We start from the raw sequence: 23,614 nt of genomic DNA on the forward strand, positions 1-23,614 counted from the left end.
AGTTATCCCTCCGTTCCCCCCTTCCCATGCAGACAGAATTTGCCCAGCGTCGCCAGCAGTTGATGGACAAAATTGGCAAGGGCACGGCGATTTTCCGCAGTGCGCCCCAGGCCGTGATGCACAATGATGTCGAATACAACTTTCGGCAAGACAGCGACTTTTTCTACCTGACCGGGTTCGACGAGCCAGAAGCCGTGGCCGTGCTGGCTCCGCACCATGAAGAGCATCGCTTTGTGCTGTTTGTGCGACCCAAAGACCCAGAAAAAGAAACCTGGTCGGGCTATCGCGTGGGCGTGGAGGCTGCCCAGGAGCGCTTTGGGGCCGACGCGGTGTATCCGATTGAGGAACTGGACGAAAAGCTGACGCAATACGTCGAAAAAGCCGACCGGATTTACTACCGACTGGGGCGCGATCGCCGCTTTAACGACAAAATCCTTGGACTGTGGCAGCGGCTGATGCGCGGCTATCCCCGGCGCGGCACGGGCCCCATCGCCATCGAAGATCCGGCCCCGACGCTGCACTCCCTCCGCCAGACCAAGTCGCCCGCAGAGCTAGAGCGGATGCGGAAAGCCGCCGAGATTGCCGTCGCCGCCCACAACCGGGCAATGGCCTACGCCAAACCCGGTGTTTATGAATACCAGGTGCAGGCCGAAATCGAGCATACCTTTCGGATCAGCGGCGCACTGGGCCCGGCCTATCCCTCCATCGTCGCCTCCGGAGCCAACGCCTGCATCCTGCACTACACCGAAAACACGCGCCAGATGCAGGAACACGACCTGCTGCTAATCGACGCGGGCTGCGCCTACGAATATTACAACTCGGACATTACGCGCACCTTCCCCATTAGCGGCAGGTTCACCGAGGAGCAGCGTATCCTCTACGACATTGTGCTGCGGGCCCAACTCGCGGCGATCGCCCAAGTAGCCCCCGGCAATCCCTACAGCCAGATGCACGATACCGCCGTGCGCGTCATTGTGGAGGGGCTGATGGACTTGGGGCTGCTCCAGGGCGATATCGAAGAAATTATCAAAGAAGAGAAATACAAGCCCTTCTACATGCACAAAACCGGGCACTGGCTAGGGCTAGATGTGCATGACGTGGGGGTCTATGCCCACGGCGACACGGCCCACAACCTGGAGCCGGGCCACGTCACGACGGTTGAACCGGGCATCTACATCGGCCCCGGCATCACCCCCGCCGAAGGACAGCCCGACGTGCCCGAACGCTGGCGCGGCATCGGCATCCGCATTGAGGACGATGTGCTGGTCACGCCGACTGGCCATGAGGTGCTGACGGCAGGCGTTCCCAAGCTGATCGAAGATCTGGAATCTTGACGGGCATGAAATATTGCGGGGGGATTTGAATCGACACTTGAACCGCTACTTGACTTGAACCGATACTTGCATCGATAAGCGATCGCCTGCCATGACTCTAGCAAAATCTAATCGCTGCCCCACGCACCGCAGATCGGGCCCATGCTAAAGTTTTGTTTAGTCAAGTTTCGTTAGGGTCAGCGTTGCGTTTGGCCCGCTCTGCGTTTGATTCTTTGATCCTCCTTTGATCCACAGTCCTTTGATCCACAGTCCTTACCCCCGATTCCTTCCATGTCTATCCTCGGCAATCCGCTCACGCTAATTACCTCTGGCAAGCCCTTCATTCGTGCTTTAGAAGCAGCCGGGACGCTGGGCGTATACGTGCCGCTGGAGGGCGGCCTGGAGGGGCGGTATCAGCGACGGCTGCGAGGCGCAGGCTACAAGGTTCTCAACATTACGGCGCGGGGGCTGGGCGATTTGTCGTCCTACCTACTAGATGTCCACGGGGTACGCCCGCCCCACCTGGGCAAAAAGAACCTGGGACGTGAAGGGGCCGTCGGCTATCGCTACTTCGTGCCACCCGTGGCTACCTACGAGGCTGAGGTGCTGCCCAAGGGCGCAAAGGGGCTGGTGATCTGGATGCTGGAGGGGCACATCCTGTCGCGCTCCGAGCTAGAATTTTTGGTGACCCTGCCCCAGACCGACTCTCGCATCAAGGTGGTGCTGGAGATGGGGGGCGATCGCCAGTTTACCTGGAAACCGCTGAAGGACATTCTGGCGGCTGCTTAGCCAGATTCTTTAGCAACTGTTTCTCGAAAGCAATCGTTTCTCGAACCTGACCAGGCTGCTATCGAGCCGCGATATGTGGCCATTTTGGGGATGCTTTAGGGCGATCGCCTCTAGATTTGGGGATCGCTGGGGTCAATCCACCCAGAAAGTTTGCTGCAAAAGGTTTTGACGCTCTTTGCAAACGGCATTTTTGGTGTACACTGAGGGCCAAGGTGGGTGATCCCCATCCGGGTGCATGGTTTAACAGCAAGCTCTGGGTTCATCGCCAGAGGGTGCTATCCTCGTTCTTTGCTTCCCTGCGGTCTGAGTCAGGGCAACCAATTTGTACACTCCCTTGCAGTCCTTAAGGGAGGGTCGCTGGTTCAAGTTAATTTGTGGAGCCAGCTTTCAGCACCTCCCTGCAATTCGGAATTTAACTCTGGCCTATGCGCTGGCGGGTGCCGACTGTGTGGATGTGGCGGCAGACCCGGCGGTCATTCATGCGGCAAAGGAAGGGCTAGCCGCTGCGGCAGGGCTGGGGTGCGATCGCCTCCCCTGGCTCATGGTCAGCCTCAACGACGGCGAAGATCCCCACTTCCGCAAAGCGGTCTTCGACCCGGCCCGCTGTCCGGCAGACTGTCCCCGCCCCTGCGAAACCATTTGCCCTGCCCAGGCGATTACCTTCGATCGCCCCACTGAGGGATATTCTGGCGGCTACTCTGGCGTGATCGAGAGCCGCTGCTATGGCTGTGGGCGCTGTCTGCCGCTGTGCCCAATTCAGCAAATTGCCACCCAGTCCACCACCATTACGCCAGAAATGATTCCGGACCTGCTGGCGCAGGTGGACGCGCTGGAAATCCATACGCAGGTCGGGCGGCTGGCAGAATTTCGGCAACTGTGGCGGGCGATCGCCCCCGTGGTTCACAGGCTCAAGCTAGTGGCGATTAGCTGTCCCGACGGCGACGGGCTGATCGACTATCTGCGATCGCTCTACCAGCACATTTCACCAGAGGATAGCCCGCTGCCCTGTCCGCTGATCTGGCAGACAGATGGGCGACCCATGAGCGGCGACATCGGCGCCGGAGCCACTCGCGCCACCGTCAAGCTGGGACAAAAGGTGCTGGCGGCGGGGCTACCGGGCTATGTGCAGTTGGCCGGCGGGACGAATCACCACACCGTTCCGAAATTGCGGGCGCTGGGCTTGTTGTCTGAGGAATCTACCCTGGGCGATGCCCGGCGGGATCACTCCGCACCTCGCGCTGAGGATCTGCCCCAACCCGCTGCTTCCACCTTCATTGCAGGCGTGGCCTACGGCAGCTATGCCAGGGTGCTGCTGTCGCCCATCCTCGACCAGCTAGATGCGATCGCCCCCCAGTTGCTTGGCGCTTCTTCCCCGCCTCCCCACGCCGATGCTCTCCCTCACTTTGCTCCGGATTCTGCGGGGTATGACCCGCTTTCAGGTTCGCCGCCAGAATCAATTGCTCCCCCTCCTGCCCATGTCGCACATGTTGCACATGTTGCACACGTTGCACACGTTGCACACGTTGCACATCTAGAACGTGACCCAGACTTACTCACGCAGGCCGTAGCACGGGCGATCGCCCTAGTGTCGCAACTCAAGCCCCAGCCTGACTTGGCGATCGCCCCTGCCCCCGCCGCCGACCTGCATTTAGCAACTGAATCAGCCCCTCCTTCGCAGTTTTCCCTCCATCACCCGCCTGCCGTCGAGCCAGTCTTGCTAAAGCCTGGATGAATACTGGCATTCTGCTTCCACAAGTGTCGCGATCCCCCTCCAGCCCTGACAAGTTTTTTTAACGTTCAGCGCTACCCCTAGATTTCCAACCTCTTACATCCTTTGGTACCCGGCCATGAGCGTCAAGCAGTTTCGATTTAATCCTGTTCAATTTCCTGTTCAATTTATTGCCTCTCGTTTTATTGGCTCTCGTTTTGAAGCAGTGTCCAATTCGCGACCTGCGCTTTTTCCCCCAACGTTGTTCGTTATTTATTAGCAACCACCTATGACATTCAACGGGAACGATTCTGCCGAATATCGCCCCTCCGTTACCCCCGCTGCGGCCAGCGCGGATGCCAAGCCCGCCCAGCCGCTGCAAATCACCGACGACCTGGATCAACTGCTGGCGATTTTGCCTGACCCAATTCGCGATCGCCTAGAACAGCATCCCCAGCGCAACGTGCTGGTGGAAGTGGTGCTAGATCTGGGTCGCCGCCCCGAAGCCCGCTTTCCTGGCACGTCTGAGTATCTCTCCGAAGATGCCATCACTAAAGCAGACTTGCAGCACTGTATCGACCGCGTGGGCATCTTTAGCGGCGACAACCGGGCGGGCATTGAAAAAACCCTGCACCGCATCAGCGCCATCCGCAACCGCGCTGGCGAAATTATCGGCCTCACCTGTCGCGTCGGGCGGGCGGTCTACGGCACGATTGGCATGATTCGTGACCTAGTAGAATCGGGGCGATCGATCCTGATGCTGGGGCGTCCAGGCGTGGGCAAGACCACGGCCCTGCGCGAAATCGCCCGCGTGCTGGCAGATGAGCTAGAAAAGCGCGTCGTCATCATCGACACCTCCAACGAAGTGGCCGGCGACGGCGACATTCCCCATCCCGCCATCGGTCGGGCCCGGCGGATGCAGGTGGCCCATCCCGAAAACCAGCATCAGGTGATGATCGAGGCAGTGGAAAACCACATGCCAGAAGTGATCATCATTGACGAAATCGGTACGGAGCTAGAAGCGCAGGCCGCCCGCACGATTGCCGAACGCGGTGTGCAACTGATCGGTACGGCCCACGGCAACCAGATTGAGAACCTGATGAAAAACCCCACCCTTTCCGACCTGGTGGGCGGCATTCAGTCTGTGACGCTGGGCGACGAAGAGGCCCGCCGTCGGGGCAGCCAAAAGAGCGTGCTGGAGCGCAAAGCGCCGCCGACCTTCGACATTGCGGTGGAAATGCTGGAGCGGCAAAAGTGGGTGGTGCATGAGTCGGTGGCAGACACGGTGGATGCGCTGCTGCGCGGGCGCGTGCCCAATCCCCAGGTGCGCCAGGTCAACGACGCAGGCGAAGTCACCATTACCCATGAGCAGAGCGGCAAAGGGCTGGACCCAAAACCCGTCCGATCGCTCCCCTTTGGCGACAGCAGCACGGCCTTGCGCGATACGGGCGCGGCGCGGGTGGCGGGCTGGCGCTCGTCGGGACAGATGATGCCGCTGCCGTCGCCCCGCTATGACCGGGTAGCGCGGTTTCCCCGTGATACGGATTCGTTCAGCGGCCTGATGTCGCCGGAGCGCCAGTCCTTTGACCAGATGCTGAACGACTCGCTAGAGCGATCGCTCATGAGCGAGGAAGCGGACCCCTTCGGTGAGGTGCCCACGGCAGGGCCCAACGGCGAAGATTTGCCGCTGCACATCTACCCCTACGCCGTCAGTCGGCATCTGGTAGAACAGGTGATTCACACGATGAACCTGCCCATCGTGCTGACGAAGGATCTAGACGGGGCGGATGCGGTGCTGGCGCTGCGATCGCACATCAAGAACCACTCCAAACTGCGGCAAATTGCCAAGAGTCGCCAGCTTTCGATCTTTACAGTCAAGTCAAATAGTATGCCGCAGATTATCCGCGCCCTCCAGCGGATGCTAAAGATGGAAGATGCGTTTTTGGAGGAGCCGATCAACCTCAACCTGTTTTCGCGCAGCGGCGACGAAGACGAGATCGAGGCGCTGGAAGAAGCGCGGCTGGCTGTGGAGCAGATTGTGATTCCCAAAGGGCAACCTGTGGAACTGCTGCCTCGCTCCGCCAAGGTTCGCAAGATGCAGCATGAACTGGTGGAACACTATCACCTGAAGTCCTCCAGTTTTGGCGAAGAGCCAAACCGACGGCTGCGGATTTATCCAGCGTAGGCACTATGAAATCATCAACGCAGAAATCAACGGGGGGAACGGTGCTGGCGATCGCCACCCCGATTGCCATCTTGGCTACCCTGGCGGTAAACACCCTGTCCAACACCAACCCCCCCGGCGGCGTGAACGTGGGCGAACTAGCCAACACGCTGCTGAGGGACGTGCGGGTCTTGCCTGCAAACTACGCCTTCATCATCTGGGGCGTGATTTACGTCGGGCTGATTGCCTACGGCATTTACCAAATTCGCCCGGCCCAGACTGGCGATACTGCCATTGTGCAGGCAGACGCGCTGTTGATCGTCGCCTGTGTTGCCCAAATCGCGTGGATTTATCTGTTTACATTTCGGCAGTTTTGGGCCTCGGTCTTGGCTATGCTGATCATCCTGGGGTCGCTCATTTTTGCCTATCTGCGGCTGGGCATTGGGCGCGATCGGGTGGGGCGCGATCGCCGCTGGAATGCCCACCTTCCCTTCAGCATCTACCTGGCGTGGATTTCTGTCGCGACGATTGTGAACATTGCCTCGGCCCTGTTTGCCAACAACTGGAGCGGCGGCCTTGCCCCAGACCTGTGGGCGCTGCTGCTGCTGGTCATTGGAACGGCGATCGCCCTTGTCGTCTTTTTCCAGCGGCGAGACATCGCGTTTCTGCTGGTGTTTATCTGGGCGTATGGGGCGATCGCCGTGCGACAGTCCGCCTTTCCGCTGGTACAAATTGGGGCGATCGGCGGCGCAGTTCTGCTGGCAGGGGTCGTCCTCTGGAGCCTGTGGCAGCCAAGGCAGCGGTTTGAGTGATGGAGGGAAGAACGAAGAGAGAAGAACGAAGAGAGAAGAACGAAGAACGAAGAGGTTCTGGTTTTCCTTTTTTCGCTTTTCGTTCTTCGTTCTTCTCTCTTCCTTTTTCCGCCCCTCCCCATCACCCCTAATGCCCCTCCAGCCGCCTGCGCCATTCCGCATCGATTTTGTCTACCTGGGCGAGTTCCTGCGGGGTCAGGTCTTCCTGAGTGCTGTAGGCCAGGTTGGCTTCATCCACGACAGATTCCAGCGCAAACTGCTGGGCAAAGGCGAGTTTTTCCTGAATTTTCGGCCCGAGGCGATTCAGCGCTTCGGCGCGACGCTGGCGCATTTCGTTGCGGGCGGCGATCGCCTTGTTGCGTCCCTGAATCCACAGATAGCGCACCAGCGGCACAATTAGAAAACCCGCCGCGTAGGCCAGCAGCAGCCCATAAATACCGCCGACCAAGCCGACGATGCCGCCCAGCGATGCCGCGCCGCCCCGCAGCAGGGAACCCAGCATCAGCGCGCCGACAATATTCACCACGCCCAGCCCAGCCGCCATCATCAGTTGCCCAGATGTCGCTTGGCTAAAGCGCCAGGGCAATTCCTTCAGGTATGCCGCCACCGAGAGGCGATTTTGCTGCTGGGCGGTGACTTGCAGTTCGGGGAAGTGGTAGACCAGTTCGCCCGTGGGGCTGACCTCTGGGCGGCCGTTGAAGCGGGTCAGCACAGGCAGCATGTAGTCTTCTAGGTCGGTGGTTGCGGTGTTGATCTGGTCGAGGTAAGGGGTGACTTGCTCGGCAACCACTACGCCCCGCTGGTTGCGGATGACATTGGCGATCGCCCGCCAGCGCCGCTCCTCCAGATTTGCATTCGGATTGCCATCGCCAAACAGGAACGAAAACACCGATTCCAGGAAACTCATTTGATTTTTGGGATCGCTGGCGTTTTCTGCCTGTTCGCGGCGATGGCGACGATCGGTGTCCGGCAGAAAAATCCAGTACCAGTCGGGGCCAATCCACATGCGGGGCAGCATCACCATGCCGCCGCCGTCAAAGTCGCGGTCGTTGTCGCCCTGGGCGGCGCTGAGGGCCAGCATGGCGGCAATAATGGCGATCGCAATCAGGACAATCGAGGCCACCAGCGCAATCCCAAAGCTGATGCGAATCAAGTAGAACATCACCCGCCAGACCTTGCTCCACCAGGCCTGTAGCCGCAGCCGGAAGTATTTATTTTGCAACACTTGGCGAAAATTGCGCGGAAAGACATAGGCAATATCGCCCGCGTCCGACACCTGCATGTGCCCGCCCGCCTCAGATGCCAGCGCCAGCAGACCTTGCTCGGCCCGCTTCACGTCCAGCCCTGCCAGCGAAGCCAGGTCGCCTGCGGTGACTCGATAATTAAGCCGCTCGACGGCTTTCATCAATTCGGCATCCAGTGCCATAGCGTTTCCCTTAAGCCAGAAACTATCTTCACTCTAGAAATTTTTGAAGCAAAGTGACAATGTTTCGGAGCCAAGGCTGAGAGGTTGCACTTTGCCCTGCGGCGTGACTCACTTCCCCCTCCGGTCGTGATGCCCATCATCGACAAATCCGTAGATTTTCGGAACCCCTGCCAACGCTCCGGCCAAAGGTTGCAAATCAGCGATAAAGTAGCAAATAGGATTTTCCAGGCTTTTCCCAAACGCAGCTATGCCCAGATCTCAACGCAACGACAACTTCATTGATAAGACCTTTACCGTCATGGCAGACCTGATTCTCAAGGTACTGCCGACGAACAAGGCCGCCAAAGAAGCCTTTGCCTACTATCGAGATGGCATGTCGGCTCAGGCGGATGGGGAATATGCCGAAGCTCTGGCAAACTACGAGGAAGCGCTGAAGCTGGAGCAAGACCCCTACGATCGCAGCTTTGTGCTATATAACATGGGGCTAATCTACGCCAGCAACGGCGAACACGATCGCGCCCTGGAAAGCTACCACCAAGCGCTGGAACTTAACCCTCGAATGCCGCAGGCGCTCAACAATATTGCGGTGATCTACCACTACCTGGGCGAACAGGCCGAACTGGCGAACAACACCAGCGAAGCCGACAAGAACTATGACCAGGCGGCGGAATACTGGGAGCGAGCCATCCGCCTTGCGCCCAACAACTACATCGAAGCCCAAAACTGGCTGAAAACCACCGGCCGCATGAAGATCGACGTATTTTTCTAAGATTTCCCCCCTCGTCTCTTTGTTTTTCCTTTTTCCTAAAAATGCTCGATCGCGAACAGGTTCACAAAGTTGCCCACCTCGCTCGTTTGGCGCTGACACCCGCCGAGGAGGAGCAGTTCACCACGCAGCTTGGCAGTATTTTGGAATATTTTGAGCAACTGAATGAGCTGGATACCCGCGACGTGCCGCCGACGACTCGCGCCATCGACGTGAGCAATGTCGTGCGTCCTGATGCGCTCCAGCCCTATCCCAACCGCGAGGCGATTCTCGATAGCGCCCCCGATCGCGACGGCGAGTTCTTTAAAGTGCCGCAGATTATGGGCGGGGGCGATTAGCCCCGATCCGATCATCAGTTTTGCTCTAAACGGTTCTGAACAGTTATGTCCTGATCCAGTTATGTCCTGGTCAGCTAAACCCTGAATAGTCACAACACGAGTCGCTACAGCACCAGTCGTCAGGACAAACCATGAAAATTCAAGCGATTTACACCGATGGGGCCTGTTCGGGAAACCCTGGCCCGGGTGGCTGGGGAACGCTCGTCGTGTTTGAAGACGGCAGCGTTCATGAAATGGGCGGGGGCGATCGCCAAACCACCAACAACCGCATGGAAATGCAGGCGGCGATCGCAGCGCTGGAATACCTGAAAGCCACCGGACAAACGCAGCCCATCCCGCTCTACACCGATAGCCAATACCTGATCAACGGCATCACGCAATGGATGAATGGCTGGAAGCGCAAAGGCTGGACAACCTCTAGCGGTGGCGCAGTATTAAACCAGGAACTCTGGCAGCGGCTCGACGCGCTGAATTCTCGTCAGATCCAGTGGACTTACGTGCGCGGCCACGCGGGCAACGCCGGGAACGAACGCTGTGATGCGATCGCCCGTGCCTTTGCCCAAGGACAAGTGCCCCACTTGCAGCAAATCGGCCCCGTCTCTTGAGTGCTGTGTCGAATTCTTAGCACCTACGCAGAGCGCCATCGCCCCCGCACAGACTGGCTAGACCAGCTAGCCGCCCGCCACAGCAGGCACAATGCTCACTTCATCGCCTGCATTCAGCACCGTGTTTGCGCCGTCCAAAAACCGGATGTCTTCGCTATTCACATAGAAGTTCACAAAGCGGCGGAGTTTGCCCTGGTCGTCGCACAGACGGGCCTTAATCCCAGGAAAAGACGCATCGAGCTTATCCAGCAATTCGGCGATCGTCGCGCCTTCGACTTCTACAGTCGCCTGATTGGCAGTGAACTGTTGCAGCGGCGTGGGAATGAGAACTTTGACAGACATAGCTGAGAAAATTGGGGTGGAAGGAGTAAACGGATTGACGGGGTAACAGAGGGTTATCGAAGCTGAGAAGCAAGCAGTCTAGCCCCTGCCCCTAGGAATTTGGGTCTCTTAAACCGTGACCTGCTGCCATTCCAGGCGGCCCAGCGTCTGCGCCCGCTCCAGCGCCCGTTCAAAGCTTTCCAGCTTGGGTTCGATAGTGAGGGGTTCGCCAATGTAGCCCTGGACAGCTTCCTGGGTCTTCAGCCCGTTGCCCGTGATGTAGGCGACGGTGGTTTCGTCGGGGTTGATTTTGCCTGCTTCAGCCAGTTTTTTCAGAACGGCGATCGTAGTGCCGCCTGCGGTTTCGGTGAAGATGCCTTCGGTTTCGGCCAGTAGTTTGATGCCTTCGACCACTTCCGGATCGCTGACTGATTCAATATTGCCATTGGTCTTGCGGGCAATGTCCAGTGCATATACCCCATCTGCCGGATTGCCAATCGCGATGGATTTGGCAATGGTATTGGGTTTGACGGGTGTGATGAAGTCGCGGTCTTCGCGGTAGGCCTGGGCAATAGGCGAGCAGCCGTCTGCCTGAGCGCCGCTGAAACGCACCGCTTTCTCCTCCACCAAGCCAACTTTGGTAAATTCTTGGAAGCCTTTGTATATTTTCGTGAACAGAGAGCCAGAGGCCAGCGGCGCAACGATGTGGTCCGGCAGTTGCCAGCCAAGCTGCTCGATGACTTCGTAGCCCAGGGTTTTGGAACCTTCGGAATAGTAGGGGCGCAGGTTGATATTCACAAAGCCCCAGCCGTGGGTGTTGGCGACTTCCGAGCAGAGGCGGTTCACTTGGTCATAGTTGCCATGAACGGCCATGACGGTGGGCCCGTAGATCAGCGTACCCAGGACTTTGCCTGCTTCCAGGTCAGAGGGAATAAACACACAGCAGTCTAGCCCTGCGTGGGCGGCGATCGCCGCTGTCGAGTTTGCCAAGTTCCCAGTGCTAGCGCAGGAAACCGTCGTAAAGCCCAGTTCCCGTGCGCGAGTCAGCGCCACGGACACCACCCGGTCTTTGAAGCTGAGGGTGGGCATGTTCACTGCGTCGTTCTTGATGTAGAGATTTTTGATACCCAGGCGACGCGCCAGACGGTTTGCCTTCAGCAGCGGCGTAAAGCCTGTGCCCACGTCAATCAGGTTATCCGTTGCAACGGGCAAGAAAGAGCGATAGCGCCAGATAGACTTGGGGCCGGCTTCGATGGTTTGACGGGTCACGACTTTGCTCAGGTGGGCGTAGTCGTAGGTCACTTCCAGTGGCCCAAAGCACAATTCGCAAACGTGAATTGCCTTTGCTTCATACTCTGCACCGCACTCTTTACACTTCAAGCCAGAAAAAGCAGCAGCGGTGGAACGGGTTTGGGTGGGGTGGGTTGCCAGCGTCATGGAGGGGTCTCGTCCTGTGATATCTCGTTCGTTTTGCGTGAAATGAAGTCTGGGAAAGGGTTGCAGGTTTCCTTCACCCAATGCAAGGAATCGTAGCATGGGCAACAAACAGCGTCAAACATACCCGACTTTTTTTGTCGGGATTTGACTCGATCCCGAATTTCACTGCATTTGAACCGCACAGGACTTACGCACTTGCAATAAGCTTTTGGGGTTTTGGACAATTTCTTGCTGCGTAAGTCCTGCCGCATTCAAGGTAAGGAAGATTTCAGCAGGGGTTTCATCGTTGACTCTAGTCCTCAGCGCCAATCATCCAACACGAACGCACCGGGATGGTTAAACGCAGGCTGGTTTGGGCAGAGCATCGCCACGCCCAGGATGTCGATGCGAAACCCCAGGCTCCGCAAAAGCTGGTACGCACCCTGCCGCTCCGTATTGACCCCGCAGATCAGGGTTGAGAGTCCGCGCTGAGCCGCCAGACCTTCGCAGGCTTGCAACAGAGAGGCGAGGGATTCGGACGCGCGATTCGCGAAGCGATCCCCACGGGAATCGCCCGACCGCACCGCACCAAATTTCACGTAACAAGCGTCTTTGCCTGCTTCAGTACCTTCTCCACAATGGCAAATCGCAAACCCCTCCAGATGTTGATTTTCGACAGGGGAACCCTGGCTTTCCAGCAGTACGGTCTCGCCCCAGTGGCGAGCGGCAACGGTGCGAATTTCGTTGCTCAAGTCGAGTCCCTCGAACACTGTATTGGTCAGCTCAGCACAGCGAGCCAAACTGTCTGCTTGCGTGGCCGCCGCCAACTCTGAATATCTCAGGCCGGGCTGAAGAGGGGGCTGGGAATTCTGAGGCTGAACGGGCTTGCTCATGACCGCCGTCAAACAGCGGGGGTGAAACCTGAACCGCTCGTAGAGTGCGAGGTGTTTAGGGCTGTTGGAAAACGTAAAGATGCCAAGCTGAGATATTTGATGCTGAGCAAAATAGTCCATTGCAGCGCTGACGAGTTGCTGCCCTACCTTCTGATTCCAGTAGTCGGGATGGACAGTGAGTGGGCCAAACCCGCCAAAGCTGCCCCAGTTCACCGCAATATTTGAGCCAACGATCTGACCATTATCTTCTGCGACAAACGCGGCGGATGGGTCGAGATACCACCGATTCATGTAGTTCATCGTTCTGGCAAAGTCTTGCGGGTCGGGCAGGCCGATAAAGGTGCCAAACGCCAGACGGAAGAGATGATCGGCGATCGCCAAATCCGCTTCCTGCATTGCCCGAATCGTAATGGCCATGAGTCTGGGTGGGTCTGGGTAGCGTTTAAGCGTTGCTCATTTTCAGCAGCAGCAGCTCAATAGTAGCCAGAGGGCGATCGCCCCGATCCACAGGTCAACAAAGGTTTGCAATAACCACGCTGCAAGCCTGGACGGAAAAGGCTGATTCATTTTGGATTTTAGATTTTGGGTTTTGGATTTGCGACTTTGGATGTCTCAGCGTTTGGGAGGCTTCTAGTCATTTCATGGGTAGCATCACTCAGGAAAGCCGATAAAAGCCGATATTCAAACCCTCCCCACGCGAAAAAGCGCCCCCCGCAGGAGGCGCTCAGAGACTAGCTAATCAGACAGACTCAGCAAACGCTAAGCAGACGCCAAGGCACAGCCAGAATTAGCCATTGATTTGGGGCGCAACCAGAGCCACAGGAGCAGCTTCGCCAGCAGCCAAGTCGAGGGGGAAGTTGTGAGCGTTGCGCTCGTGCATCACTTCCATACCCAGGTTGGCGCGGTTCAGGATGTCTGCCCAGGTGTTCACCACGCGACCCTGAGAGTCGATGATGGACTGGTTGAAGTTGAACCCGTTCAGGTTGAACGCCATCGTGCTGATGCCCAGCGCCGTGAACCAGATGCCGATCACAGGCCATGCACCCAGGAAGAAGTGCAGCGAGCGGCTGTTGTTGAAGCTGGCGTATTGGAAGATCAACCGACCAAAGTAGCCGTGGGCAGCAACGATGTTGTAGGTTTCTTCTTCTTGTCCGAACTTGTAGCCGTAGTTCTGCGATTCAACTTCGGTGGTCTCGCGCACTAGGGAGGAAGTCACCAACGAACCGTGCATGGCGGAGAACAGGGAGCCGCCGAACACGCCTGCTACGCCCAGCATGTGGAAGGGGTGCATCAGGATGTTGTGCTCTGCTTGGAACACGAACATGAAGTTGAAGGTGCCGGAGATGCCCAGGGGCATACCGTCGGAGAAGGAACCTTGTCCGATGGGGTAGATCAGGAACACTGCGGTCGCAGCGGCTACGGGGGCGCTGTAGGCGACGCAGATCCAGGGACGCATACCCAGGCGGTAGCTCAGTTCCCATTCACGTCCCATGTAGCAGAATACGCCGATCAGGAAGTGGAAGACGACGAGCTGGTAGGGACCACCGTTGTACAGCCACTCGTCTAGAGAGGCGGCTTCCCAGATGGGGTAGAAGTGCAGACCGATGGCGTTGCTGGAGGGAACCACTGCGCCGGTGATGATGTTGTTGCCGTACAGCAGGGAGCCTGCGACGGGTTCACGGATGCCGTCGATGTCCACGGGGGGAGCAGCGATGAAGGCGATGATGAAGCAAGCGGTGGCAGTCAGCAGGGTGGGGATCATCAGTACGCCGAACCAGCCTACGTACAGGCGGTTCTCGGTGCTGGTTACCCAGTTGCAAAACTGTTCCCATACGCTTGCACGTTCGGTGCGTTGTAGGGTCGTTGTCATGATAGATAAGTGCTTGAAAGGTATGTATTCGGTACAGGTCAGTGCTTTTGCCTCCCTGTGTTAACTAATTTAGCGATACTGTTTCGACTTGTAAAGCACTTCGCGATGATCTTTTGATTTTTCTAAGAATTCGTACATGAATCTCTTGCTCTAAACCTCTGAAAAGCCGGAGATGCATAAGACAGACCCATAGCAATGAGCGTTCCCTACTGTGTAACGCTCAGTTACGTGTATGTCTCAGTACCGTTAATGTTCGACAACGTAGAAGCGAGTGACAGAGTAAGAGCATCAACGGTCCATCGGGTGAAATGTAACGAAATATTGCGATCGCCCTCAAAAGCTGCGTATAGCCACGCATTCAGTACGGTTGCCCTGCCGTCGGCCGAAATATCTAGTGCGGCAGGTGAGGGGCGATCGCCCCAGCAACTCGACCCGCAGCTATACAATGAAGCTTGTCCAAAGCGCCGACTGCGCGATTCGCCCAAACCTCTCCATGACTGCCGCTGCCTCTCCCCCTTTTTCGCCCGAAGAAATCGCCGCCGAAGGGCTGAAGCCTGAAGAATACGAAGAGATCGTCCGCCGCCTGGGTCGCCATCCCAACAAAGCAGAACTGGGCATGTTTGGTGTCATGTGGTCGGAACACTGCTGCTACAAAAACTCGCGCCCTCTGCTGAAGCAGTTCCCCACTGCGGGAGAGCGCATCCTGGTCGGCCCAGGCGAAAATGCAGGTGTGGTGGACATGGGCGACGGGTTGCAACTGGCCTTCAAAATCGAGTCGCACAATCACCCCTCGGCCGTGGAGCCGTTTCAGGGCGCAGCGACGGGTGTAGGCGGCATCCTGCGAGACATTTTCACAATGGGCGCTCGCCCCATTGCGGTGCTGAACTCACTCCGCTTTGGCAATTTGGAAGATCCGCGTACCCGACGACTGGTGAACGGGGTGGTGGCGGGCATTGCCCACTATGGCAACTGTGTGGGCGTGCCGACAGTGGGGGGTGAAGTCTACTTTGACCCCGCCTATGCAGAGAATCCGCTGGTGAACGCGATGGCAATTGGGCTGATGGAAACGCCCGAAATTGTGAAGTCTGGCGCGTTTGGGATTGGCAATCCGGTGCTGTATGTCGGCTCGACGACCGGACGAGACGGCATGGGCGGAGCCAGCTTTGCCAGCGCCGAACTGAGCGACGAGTCGATGGACGATCGCCCGGCGGTTCAAGTGGGTGATCCGTTTCTGGAAAAATCCCTGATCGAAGCCTGTCTAGAAGCCTTCAAAACCGGAGCCGTTGCCGCCGCCCAGGATATGGGCGCAGCGGGAATTACCTGTTCTACCTCGGAAATGGCGGCGAAAGGCGGTGTGGGTATCGAGCTGGACCTGGACAAAATCCCCGTCCGCGAGACGGGCATGGTTCCCTACGAGTTTCTGCTGTCGGAATCGCAGGAGCGGATGCTGTTTGTGGCCCATGCTGGCCGCGAACAAGAGCTAATCGATATCTTCCATCGTTGGGGGCTGCACGCGGTGGTGGCCGGGCGCGTCATTGAAGAACCCGTGGTGCGGATTTTCTATCAGGGGGCGATCGCCGCTGAAGTGCCCGCCACCGCCCTTTCCGACAACACACCGATTTATCATCGCGAACTGTTGCCCGAACCGCCTGACTACGCCCGCACCGCCTGGGCCTGGACGGAAGACCAGCTTCCCCCCAGCGCCCCCGACGGCATCACGATAAACGGCACACTCTCCACCTGGAACGACCTGCTACTGCGCCTGCTCGATAGCCCCACTATCGCTTCCAAGCGCTGGGTCTATCGCCAATACGACCATCAGGTGCAAAACAACACGGTTCTGTTGCCCGGTGGAGCCGATGCCGCCGTGGTGCGCCTGCGGCCGCAGGAACCTGACAGCAAGGAGACAGCCGCAGGGAGTCCCCCACTCACCTCTGCCTTTATCAAAGCTGTTGCCGCCACCGTCGATTGCAACGCCCGCTATGTCTACCTGCATCCCTACGAGGGCGCAAAGATGGCTGTGGCAGAGGCAGCGCGGAACTTGAGTTGTGTCGGGGCAGAGCCGCTGGCGGTGACGGATAATCTTAACTTTGGCAGTCCCGAAAAGCCCATTGGCTACTGGCAACTGGCCGAGTCCTGTCGGGGGTTGGCGGAAGCTTGTCGAGAACTGCAAACACCCGTCACGGGCGGTAACGTGTCGCTGTATAACGAGACGCTGGACGCAGAGGGCAAGCCGCAGCCCATTTACCCCACCCCCGTCGTTGGCATGGTGGGCTTGGTCGAAGATTTGCGCCGGGTATGTGGGCTGGGCTGGAAAACGCCCGGTGCGGTTATCTACTTATTAGGAGCAGATGCTGTGCCCACCTTGGGCGCTTCGGAATACCTGGCAGTGGTTCACCAAACCGTGGCAGGGCGGCCGCCGGAGGTGAATTTTGACCTAGAGCGGCGGGTACAGGCAGCCTGTCGGGAGGGAATCCGGCGCGGCTGGGTGGAGTCTGCCCACGACTGCGCCGAGGGCGGACTGGCGGTGGCACTGGCAGAATGCTGCATCGGCGGCAGCTTGGGTGCAACGGTGGGTCTGGGGATGGGCGAGTCCGGCGGGCTGTCAACGTCCCAACGGCTAGACTTGCTTTTGTTTGGGGAAGCAGGCGCGCGGATTTTAGTTTCAGTCGCGCCGGAGCAAACCACAGCCTGGGAAGCCTATTTGAGGGAGCATTTGGGCGATCGCTGGCAAAAGTTGGGACAGGTCGCAGATGCAACCGCACCCCTGCAAATTTCTACCGCCGACGGTCGCTGCCTGATAAACGCTAGCATGGCCGAGATGGGCGATCGCTGGTTGAATGCCATTGAGCGTCGCCTCACCGCTGACTGATGTTGTCTGTAGACATCCGCCTGCAAGGGACATCCACCCGAAAAGGACATCCACCCGCAAACCATGCCGAATGTCCGTAAGATTCCCCCTTGCCTCGCTGCAAGCCTATGAGAGGATTAAGGGATTGTTACAAACAAGTTGCGAACCAGTTAAGCCTTTCCCTTTGGACTCCGCCTAATCCCCCATTCCAAACCCCAAATCCTTTGGAGACACGCTATGATGCCCGATGATGACGATTGCCTGCCGTCTGCTAGGTTTGAGCCGCATGAGCAAGAGGAGGGCGATCGCCCCGACAAGCCCGAAGAAGCCTGCGGTGTGTTTGGCGTATACGCACCCGGCGAAGATGTCGCCAAGCTAACCTATTTTGGGCTGTTTGCGCTCCAGCATCGCGGGCAAGAGTCGGCCGGCATCGCCACCTACGAGGGCACGTCTGTTTCAGAGGTGAGCCGCTACCGCAACGTCGCGCCGCTAGATCTGCAAGTGCATCTATGTAAAGAGATGGGGCTGGTGACGCAGGTCTTCAGCGAACAGATCCTCGCAACGCTCAAAGGCGGCCTGGCAGTGGGGCACACGCGCTATTCCACGACGGGATCGAGCCGCGTGGTCAACGCCCAGCCCGCAGTGGTGCAAACTCGGCTCGGCCCGCTGGCGCTGGCCCACAACGGCAACCTGGTCAACGCCGGAATCCTGCGAGAGGAACTGCTGCAACAAAACGCCCAGCTTCAAACCACGACCGATTCTGAATCGATCGCCTTTGCCGTGGCCGAAGCAGTGAACAGCGGCATGGACTGGATCGACGGGGCGATCGCCGCCTTCAAGCGCTGTCAGGGAGCCTTTAGCCTGGTCATCGGCACACCCGCTGGGCTACTCGTCACCCGTGACCCCAACGGCATCCGTCCCCTGGTCATTGGCACGCTGCCGGACGACGAGCGCGATCGCACCTCTCGCTACGTCGTTGCCTCAGAAACCTGCGGACTAGACATTATCAATGCCGATTATCTGCGCGACGTAGAGCCAGGTGAACTGGTCTGGATCAACGAGCAAGGCTTGCACTCCGTCCGCTGGGCCGAACCCGAAACCCGCAAGCTGTGCATCTTCGAGATGATTTACTTCGCCCGCCCTGACAGCCTCATGCATGAGGAAAGCCTCTATAGCTATCGGCTGCGGCTAGGCAAACAACTGGCGCTGGAAAATCCTGCCGATGTGGATCTGGTGATGGGCGTGCCCGATTCGGGGGTTCCCGCTGCGATCGGCTACTCCCGCGAATCCAAAGTGCCCTACGCCGAGGGGCTGATCAAAAACCGCTATGTCGGGCGCACCTTTATTCAGCCGACCCAGAGTATGCGCGAGGCTGGCATCCGCATGAAGCTAAACCCGCTGCGCGATGTGCTGGTGGGCAAGCGGATTCTAATCGTGGACGATTCGCTGGTGCGGGGCAACACCAGCCGCAAGATCGTGAAAGCCCTCCGGGATGCGGGCGCAACAGAAGTCCACATGCGGATTTCCTCGCCCCCGGTGACGCACCCCTGCTTCTACGGCATCGACACCGATTCGCAGGATCAGCTGATCGCTGCCACCAAAACCGTTGAAGAGATCGCCCACCAGATTGGCGTTGATTCCCTCGCCTATCTGAGTTGGGAGGGAATGCTCCAGGCCACGCAGACCGATCCCGAAAGCTTTTGCTCAGCCTGCTTTACGGGCAACTATCCGGTGCCCGTGCCAGAACAGGTGAAGCGCTCGAAGCTGATGTTTGAGAAGTTGGAGAAAGAAAAGCTAGAAAAGGAAAAACTGGAGAGAGAAAAGGTCGCCCAAACAAAGGTCGAGTCTCCACTGTCGCAGCCCGCGTCGGTTTAGGCACTGACATACTTGAGACAGCAAACTTACCGCCCTCATTCCCCAACCCCTTCTCCCTGCTTGGGAGAAGGGGAGCCAGACAAAGGTTTGAAGTCCCTCTCCCGCTCTGGGGGAGGAATTTAGGGCGAGGGATGAAATTGCTGCGTAAAGTATATTGGTGCCTCGATTTAGCCATTTCCCCAGCCGCTTCATTTTTCTTAAAATAAGAGCATCTCTCTGAAGCATTTTGCTCTGGTTTACGCTGCGTTTTAATTTTTATTAATTTTTAATTTGTATGGCTTCATCTCCAACAATTTCCGAGTCTTCATCCGTGCCCGCGCCAGGAGCCTCCGCTATCCCCACCTGGCAGGTCAAGCTGCTTTACGATGGCGAGTGCCCGCTCTGCGTGAAAGAAGTCAACTTTTTGCGGGCAAAAGATGCAGGGCGTGGTCTGGTGGAATTTGTGGATATTGCCGCAGCGGACTACGACCCAGCTCAGCATGGCGGCGTGGACTTTGAAACGGCCATGGGGCGGATTCACGCAGTCCTGGCAGACGGCAGCGTGATTAAAAACGTGGAAGTGTTTCGCCGGGTCTATGAAGTGCTGGGCATGGGCTGGATTTATGCCATTACCAGAGTGCCTGTGGTTGGGGCGCTCGCCGACGGGCTGTACGGCATCTGGGCTGCATGGCGCTTGCGGCTGACGGGTCGCCCAGATTTGGCGGAACTGGTGCGCCAGCGGCAAGAACGGCTGGCGTGCAATGAGGGCGATCGCTGCCAGGTCTAGCTGCCATGCTCCTCCCACGCCAGCACCAGCAGCGCATTGACAATGGCAGCGGCCACGGAAGACCCCCCCTTGCGCCCCTCTACCCGGATCTGGGAGAGCGGGGTTTGGGCGAGGGTTGCCTTGGCTTCTAGCACCGAGATAAAGCCGACGGGTGCGCCAATGACTAGGGCGGGCTGCACGGTCGCCATTGGTGCAGCTTGGCAGAGGGCGAGCAGCGCCGTTGGAGCATTGCCGATGGCGTATATCGCATCTGGATATTGCTCCCAACAGCGCAGCATCCCCGTTTCTGTGAGGGTCTTTCCGGGCAAGGCGGCACCGGCCGCCTCTACAGCCGTCACGATTGGATTGCAAAACGTCTTGGCGACCATTGTGGCAATGCCCTGACGCACCATGCTCACGTCTACCACAATCGGGATCTGGCGCTGCAAAGCGGCGATCGCCCCCGAAATTGCCCCCTCACTAAACCGCAGCAAATCTTTGAACTCAAAATCCGCCGTGCTATGGATCACCCGACGGGCGATCGCATATTCCGCCGGGTCGAAGCGGTGGGGCCCTATTTCCCGGTCGATGACCGCAAAACTCTGCTCCACAATGGGATGATTTAGCGGGGACGGAGAAGGCTCAAGGCTCATCCTTCATCCTTTCAACAATCCTTCATCCTTTCAAAAAACTGATGACAAATCAAAAACTCATTACAAACTCACGGCTGCCCAGTCTGGCTCTCGATAGTAGCGCGTCATATCGTCAAACTTCCGCAGTTCGGCGCGGTGAACCCAGAGCGGCTGTGGATCGGTCGCGTCGAGCCATTCATGATTAATCTTGCTGAGGCGATCGCTCAGGGCTTCACGGTCGAGCGCATCGGGCAAACTGCCAAAATAGCCCAGCGTGACGTGAGCCGTCAGATGATACTGCTGCTCGATGCCCAGCGCGATCAGATCGTGGTCTTGATAAATTAAGCGGCGCAGCGCCACTACTCGCTGGTAGGATGCTTCATCTTTGGGCAGCAGACACACGCCCACGGCACGAGGCATGACGATCAGCCCCAACACCTGCCAATAAACAGGATGGCTGCCGTCGATGGAGGTCTGGAACTGTTCAAACAGGACGCGGAGGCGATCGCGCAATTTTGGCTCAAACTCGGCATCTTCCTCAACCGCATGGTGAAAGGCACTATCCCAGATCAGATCCGCCAGCGTCATGTGAAAGCTGGCGGACGGCACAGGCACCAGCAGCCCCGGCTCAAGCTGCTGCAACACCTGCTGCTGAAGCGCCTGCAATTGTTCATAAAACACGCCGTTTTCTGTCTCATCGACCCAGGGCGGCGTGATGATGCTGTAGCCAGGGAACGGCGACGGCTGCACCTGTCCGTCCTTTAGCGAAAACTTGGGAGAGGATTGAATGTGCTGTACCTGGGTCTTGCGAGCTTCGGGCAGCGTCATCCGGGCAATCCGGTTAATGTGAATCTGAAAAGTCTCGTCCAACGCTCAATCGCCTCGTTTACTAAACGGTGTTGCCGATCGGTACCTGACCAAGGAATACCAAATAACTACTAATAACTACTAACGTAAAACAGGTGTATAGATCCGACAGAACCTATCGTGAGAGCCTTAGCTCTGTCTAAAGTCGGGAATACAGGGCTGGAAACTGCACCAAAACAGCCTTGGACAAATTCACAGGAACCCTATATCCGCAAATATCTCTGCAAATATCTCTGCAAATATCTCTGCAAGTATCTCAACAAATATCCTCTTCAAGAACAGTTCAGGAATCCGTGACTTGGGTGCATTTTCTTAATGTAGCGGGAAATGAGGCAGGGGGGATAATCTTGCAGGGTGATCGCCCGCCCGGAATTGCTCCAGACCCGCCTCAGACCCATCCTGAAAGCGCTAATTAACCCGGCGCGCCCCCCCACACGCCGCACCATGCCCGCCAAATCGCTACATGAACGCTACATAAACCGGGTCATCTGTACACGATAGCGATCCTTCTTCGTGACGGCGATTTCTCCCACCTCCAGCCGCCCTTTGCCGCGAATCGCCACCAGATCGCCCGACTTGAGTGGGTGGCTGGGCTGGGTAATTTCTTTCCAGTTCACCCGCACGTCGCCCGCGTTGATCAGATCCACCATTTTGCTGCGCGACATGCCAAAGCCTGCTGAGGCGATCGCATCCAGCCGCAGCGACGCTTCTACGGTAGTGATTTCTTTTTTCTTGGGTTCGCGGACTTTTAGCTCAGCAAAGTCCAGTCGGCGCGTTTTCACAGGCACCGAGCGCACCTGCGTCAGCCCCATTTCCAAAAACTCCACCAAGTCGGGGACGACCACCGCCTGCGCCCCGCGTTCGCCCAGCACCAGAATATCGCCCACCTTTTCGCGCACGATGCCCGTGCCCAGCAGCGCCCCCAAGAAATCGCGGTGGGTCGCCGGGTCAAACAAGAAGTTGCCGTTAATATCCAGCGCCGCCAGTGCCACCTGGCTTTCGTCGAGGGGAATTTCGGGACGGGCGATCGCCACGCGCTGTCGCTCGGCCTGCGGATAGCCGCCCCACGCCAGCAGATGCACCTCCGCCAAGCGCCCCAGTATTTGCCGCGCCTCGGCCAGTTCTGGGGGAGACAGAAAATCCGTACACACCACCTCCCAGGTCTTGATCGCCTGCTCCGCCTGATCTAGTACGCGCACCGCTACTTCGCGGTTTTCGATTCCCTTCAGCAATTCATCTCTGGGCAACATAGGCAGGCAGCGAGGAGGACGGGGCAAACGCCCTAAAGCTTCATTCTATCTGGGGATGATGGAGGCAGGGAAAGGGGCGATCGCTCGGCTTGGAGAGATTCGCGATTTTGGATTTTGGATTGCCAGTCAACTGGTTTCAAGGCTTCTGGCAATTTCATTCGTCGCGCCACACAGGAGAATTGATCGTGCAGCAGAGAGAATAAACTACTGTTTCTGCATATATTTCTGCATAGCAGCTTGACGTAAAACGCTCCCATCACTCCCCCAATCTGTTGCGGAAATTGGGGGATGTATTGAAGTAATAAATCACAGCAGGCGGCCCGCTGAAAAATTGCGTTTAGCCCACGCTGTTGGAGCGACTAAGGCATTAACACAACGAACAAATTTCGTCGTAACAAAGACCTTCGCATTCGTTTACACTACTTTACGAAGTTTTATCCACAGTTAAATTAGTGCTTCTGTACGATGAAAAGGTTGAGCTTGTGTACACAAGTATGAAATTTCAGTCCATGGTGCCCATGCTGGCGGTCGCCGATGTCGGTCGCAGCATCCATTTCTATACGCAAACGCTCGGATTTCAGTTGATGGGGCTGCTGGAAAATGGCGGCAAGCCCTTTTGGGCCCGCTTTAAGGCAGATGAGGATGTGGAGCTAATGGTGACGACTCGCGATGCGAATGATGACCGCGCAGAGGGCGAGTTTCGGGATGTGGTGCTTTATTTCTACCCAGAGAGCGTGGAGCGAGTCCGCGCCCACCTGATCGACAGCGGCATGGTGGTCGGCAAAACGGTGGTCACGTTTTATGGCATGAACGAGATTCGCATTACCGATCCGGACGGCTACGAACTGTGTTTTGGCGAAAATGCCCAACTCCAAGAAGCCTAAATTCGGGATTGGGCTGCAACCCATCTGCAACCAATTTTTGCCCAAGTCGAGAAGTCAGCTCCCACCAACTTGTACCCAGGCTGCAACCC

General features: G+C 57.6%; 19 protein-coding genes and 1 pseudogene. 12 read left to right on the top strand and 8 right to left on the bottom strand.

The annotated features are described in order from the left end of the window. Positions 1–26: 26 nt before the first annotated feature. From HPC62_RS16880 to HPC62_RS16900, 5 genes are all read left to right on the top strand, one after another. A complete protein-coding gene (locus HPC62_RS16880) occupies positions 27–1,334 on the top strand; it encodes an aminopeptidase P N-terminal domain-containing protein (protein WP_172357566.1) in 1,308 nt (435 codons plus the stop codon). A 270-nt stretch (positions 1,335–1,604) separates the two neighbouring features. Beyond that, positions 1,605–2,102, top strand: a complete 498-nt coding sequence (gene ndhN, locus HPC62_RS16885; RefSeq protein WP_172357568.1) for an NAD(P)H-quinone oxidoreductase subunit N — start codon at positions 1,605–1,607, stop codon at positions 2,100–2,102. Positions 2,103–2,436: 334 nt separating this feature from the next. Beyond that, positions 2,437–3,834: a circadian clock protein LdpA gene (ldpA, locus tag HPC62_RS16890; RefSeq protein WP_228721639.1), complete on the top strand. Its 1,398-nt coding sequence runs from the start codon at positions 2,437–2,439 to the stop codon at positions 3,832–3,834. A gap of 265 nt (positions 3,835–4,099) precedes the next feature. After that, entirely contained in the window at positions 4,100–5,995 is a 1,896-nt protein-coding gene (locus HPC62_RS16895) for a R3H domain-containing nucleic acid-binding protein (protein ID WP_172357572.1), read from the top strand. A gap of 5 nt (positions 5,996–6,000) precedes the next feature. Further along, positions 6,001–6,786, top strand: a complete 786-nt coding sequence (locus HPC62_RS16900; protein WP_172357574.1) for a tryptophan-rich sensory protein — start codon at positions 6,001–6,003, stop codon at positions 6,784–6,786. Positions 6,787–6,913: 127 nt separating this feature from the next. On the opposite strand, the gene HPC62_RS16905 is transcribed toward HPC62_RS16900, so the two are convergent. Then, positions 6,914–8,212, bottom strand: coding sequence for a hypothetical protein (locus tag HPC62_RS16905; RefSeq protein ID WP_172357575.1), 1,299 nt, complete (start codon positions 8,210–8,212; stop codon positions 6,914–6,916). A gap of 247 nt (positions 8,213–8,459) precedes the next feature. Here HPC62_RS16905 and HPC62_RS16910 point away from each other — a divergent pair, with 247 nt between their 5' ends. The 3 genes and pseudogenes from HPC62_RS16910 to rnhA form a co-directional block, all read left to right on the top strand. Beyond that, positions 8,460–8,981 (top strand): photosystem I assembly protein Ycf3, encoded by a 522-nt coding sequence (locus HPC62_RS16910; RefSeq protein ID WP_068511273.1) that lies wholly within the window; start codon positions 8,460–8,462, stop codon positions 8,979–8,981. A 41-nt stretch (positions 8,982–9,022) separates the two neighbouring features. Next, on the top strand, positions 9,023–9,316 hold the full coding sequence (gene gatC / locus HPC62_RS16915; RefSeq protein ID WP_172357576.1) for an Asp-tRNA(Asn)/Glu-tRNA(Gln) amidotransferase subunit GatC: 294 nt from the start codon (positions 9,023–9,025) through the stop codon (positions 9,314–9,316). Between the two features lie 131 nt (positions 9,317–9,447). Beyond that, positions 9,448–9,906, top strand: a pseudogene (gene rnhA, locus HPC62_RS16920) (ribonuclease HI); the annotation flags it as partial. A gap of 81 nt (positions 9,907–9,987) precedes the next feature. Here the strand turns inward: rnhA and HPC62_RS16925 are convergent. The 4 genes from HPC62_RS16925 to psbA form a co-directional block, all read right to left on the bottom strand. Continuing rightward, positions 9,988–10,263, bottom strand: coding sequence for a ubiquitin-like small modifier protein 1 (locus HPC62_RS16925; RefSeq protein ID WP_172357578.1), 276 nt, complete (start codon positions 10,261–10,263; stop codon positions 9,988–9,990). Between the two features lie 108 nt (positions 10,264–10,371). Next, on the bottom strand, positions 10,372–11,679 hold the full coding sequence (gene thrC, locus HPC62_RS16930) for a threonine synthase (protein ID WP_172357579.1): 1,308 nt from the start codon (positions 11,677–11,679) through the stop codon (positions 10,372–10,374). A 299-nt stretch (positions 11,680–11,978) separates the two neighbouring features. Continuing rightward, entirely contained in the window at positions 11,979–12,968 is a 990-nt protein-coding gene (locus HPC62_RS16935; RefSeq protein WP_172357580.1) for a GNAT family N-acetyltransferase, read from the bottom strand. Positions 12,969–13,338: 370 nt separating this feature from the next. Next, positions 13,339–14,421: a photosystem II q(b) protein gene (gene psbA / locus HPC62_RS16940; protein ID WP_068510112.1), complete on the bottom strand. Its 1,083-nt coding sequence runs from the start codon at positions 14,419–14,421 to the stop codon at positions 13,339–13,341. A gap of 493 nt (positions 14,422–14,914) precedes the next feature. Between psbA and purL the strand changes: the two genes are divergently transcribed. From purL to HPC62_RS16955, 3 genes are all read left to right on the top strand, one after another. Continuing rightward, complete coding sequence (gene purL / locus HPC62_RS16945) at positions 14,915–17,293, top strand: phosphoribosylformylglycinamidine synthase subunit PurL (RefSeq protein ID WP_172359006.1); 2,379 nt, start codon at positions 14,915–14,917, stop codon at positions 17,291–17,293. Positions 17,294–17,509: 216 nt separating this feature from the next. Further along, positions 17,510–19,147 (top strand): amidophosphoribosyltransferase, encoded by a 1,638-nt coding sequence (purF, locus tag HPC62_RS16950; RefSeq protein ID WP_172357581.1) that lies wholly within the window; start codon positions 17,510–17,512, stop codon positions 19,145–19,147. 274 nt (positions 19,148–19,421) lie between these two features. Next, entirely contained in the window at positions 19,422–19,913 is a 492-nt protein-coding gene (locus HPC62_RS16955) for a thiol-disulfide oxidoreductase DCC family protein (protein WP_172357583.1), read from the top strand. Here the strand turns inward: HPC62_RS16955 and HPC62_RS16960 are convergent. The 3 genes from HPC62_RS16960 to HPC62_RS16970 all read right to left on the bottom strand — a co-directional run bounded on the left by HPC62_RS16960 (position 19,910) and on the right by HPC62_RS16970 (position 22,641). Next, a complete protein-coding gene (locus HPC62_RS16960; RefSeq protein ID WP_172357584.1) occupies positions 19,910–20,545 on the bottom strand; it encodes a cobalt-precorrin-8X methylmutase in 636 nt (211 codons plus the stop codon). The genes HPC62_RS16955 and HPC62_RS16960 overlap by 4 nt on opposite strands. A gap of 60 nt (positions 20,546–20,605) precedes the next feature. Continuing rightward, complete coding sequence (locus tag HPC62_RS16965) at positions 20,606–21,394, bottom strand: DUF1868 domain-containing protein (RefSeq protein ID WP_172357585.1); 789 nt, start codon at positions 21,392–21,394, stop codon at positions 20,606–20,608. 467 nt (positions 21,395–21,861) lie between these two features. Beyond that, the gene (locus tag HPC62_RS16970; RefSeq protein WP_172357586.1) at positions 21,862–22,641 is read right to left on the bottom strand and encodes a photosystem II S4 domain protein; all 780 of its coding nucleotides are present in this window, start codon (positions 22,639–22,641) and stop codon (positions 21,862–21,864) included. A 494-nt stretch (positions 22,642–23,135) separates the two neighbouring features. Between HPC62_RS16970 and HPC62_RS16975 the strand changes: the two genes are divergently transcribed. Continuing rightward, entirely contained in the window at positions 23,136–23,525 is a 390-nt protein-coding gene (locus HPC62_RS16975) for a VOC family protein (RefSeq protein WP_068511313.1), read from the top strand. The last annotated feature ends 89 nt before the right edge of the window (positions 23,526–23,614 follow it).

It is taken from the genome of Thermoleptolyngbya sichuanensis A183 (assembly GCF_013177315.1).
In the GTDB taxonomy this organism is placed as follows: domain Bacteria; phylum Cyanobacteriota; class Cyanobacteriia; order Elainellales; family Elainellaceae; genus Thermoleptolyngbya; species Thermoleptolyngbya sichuanensis.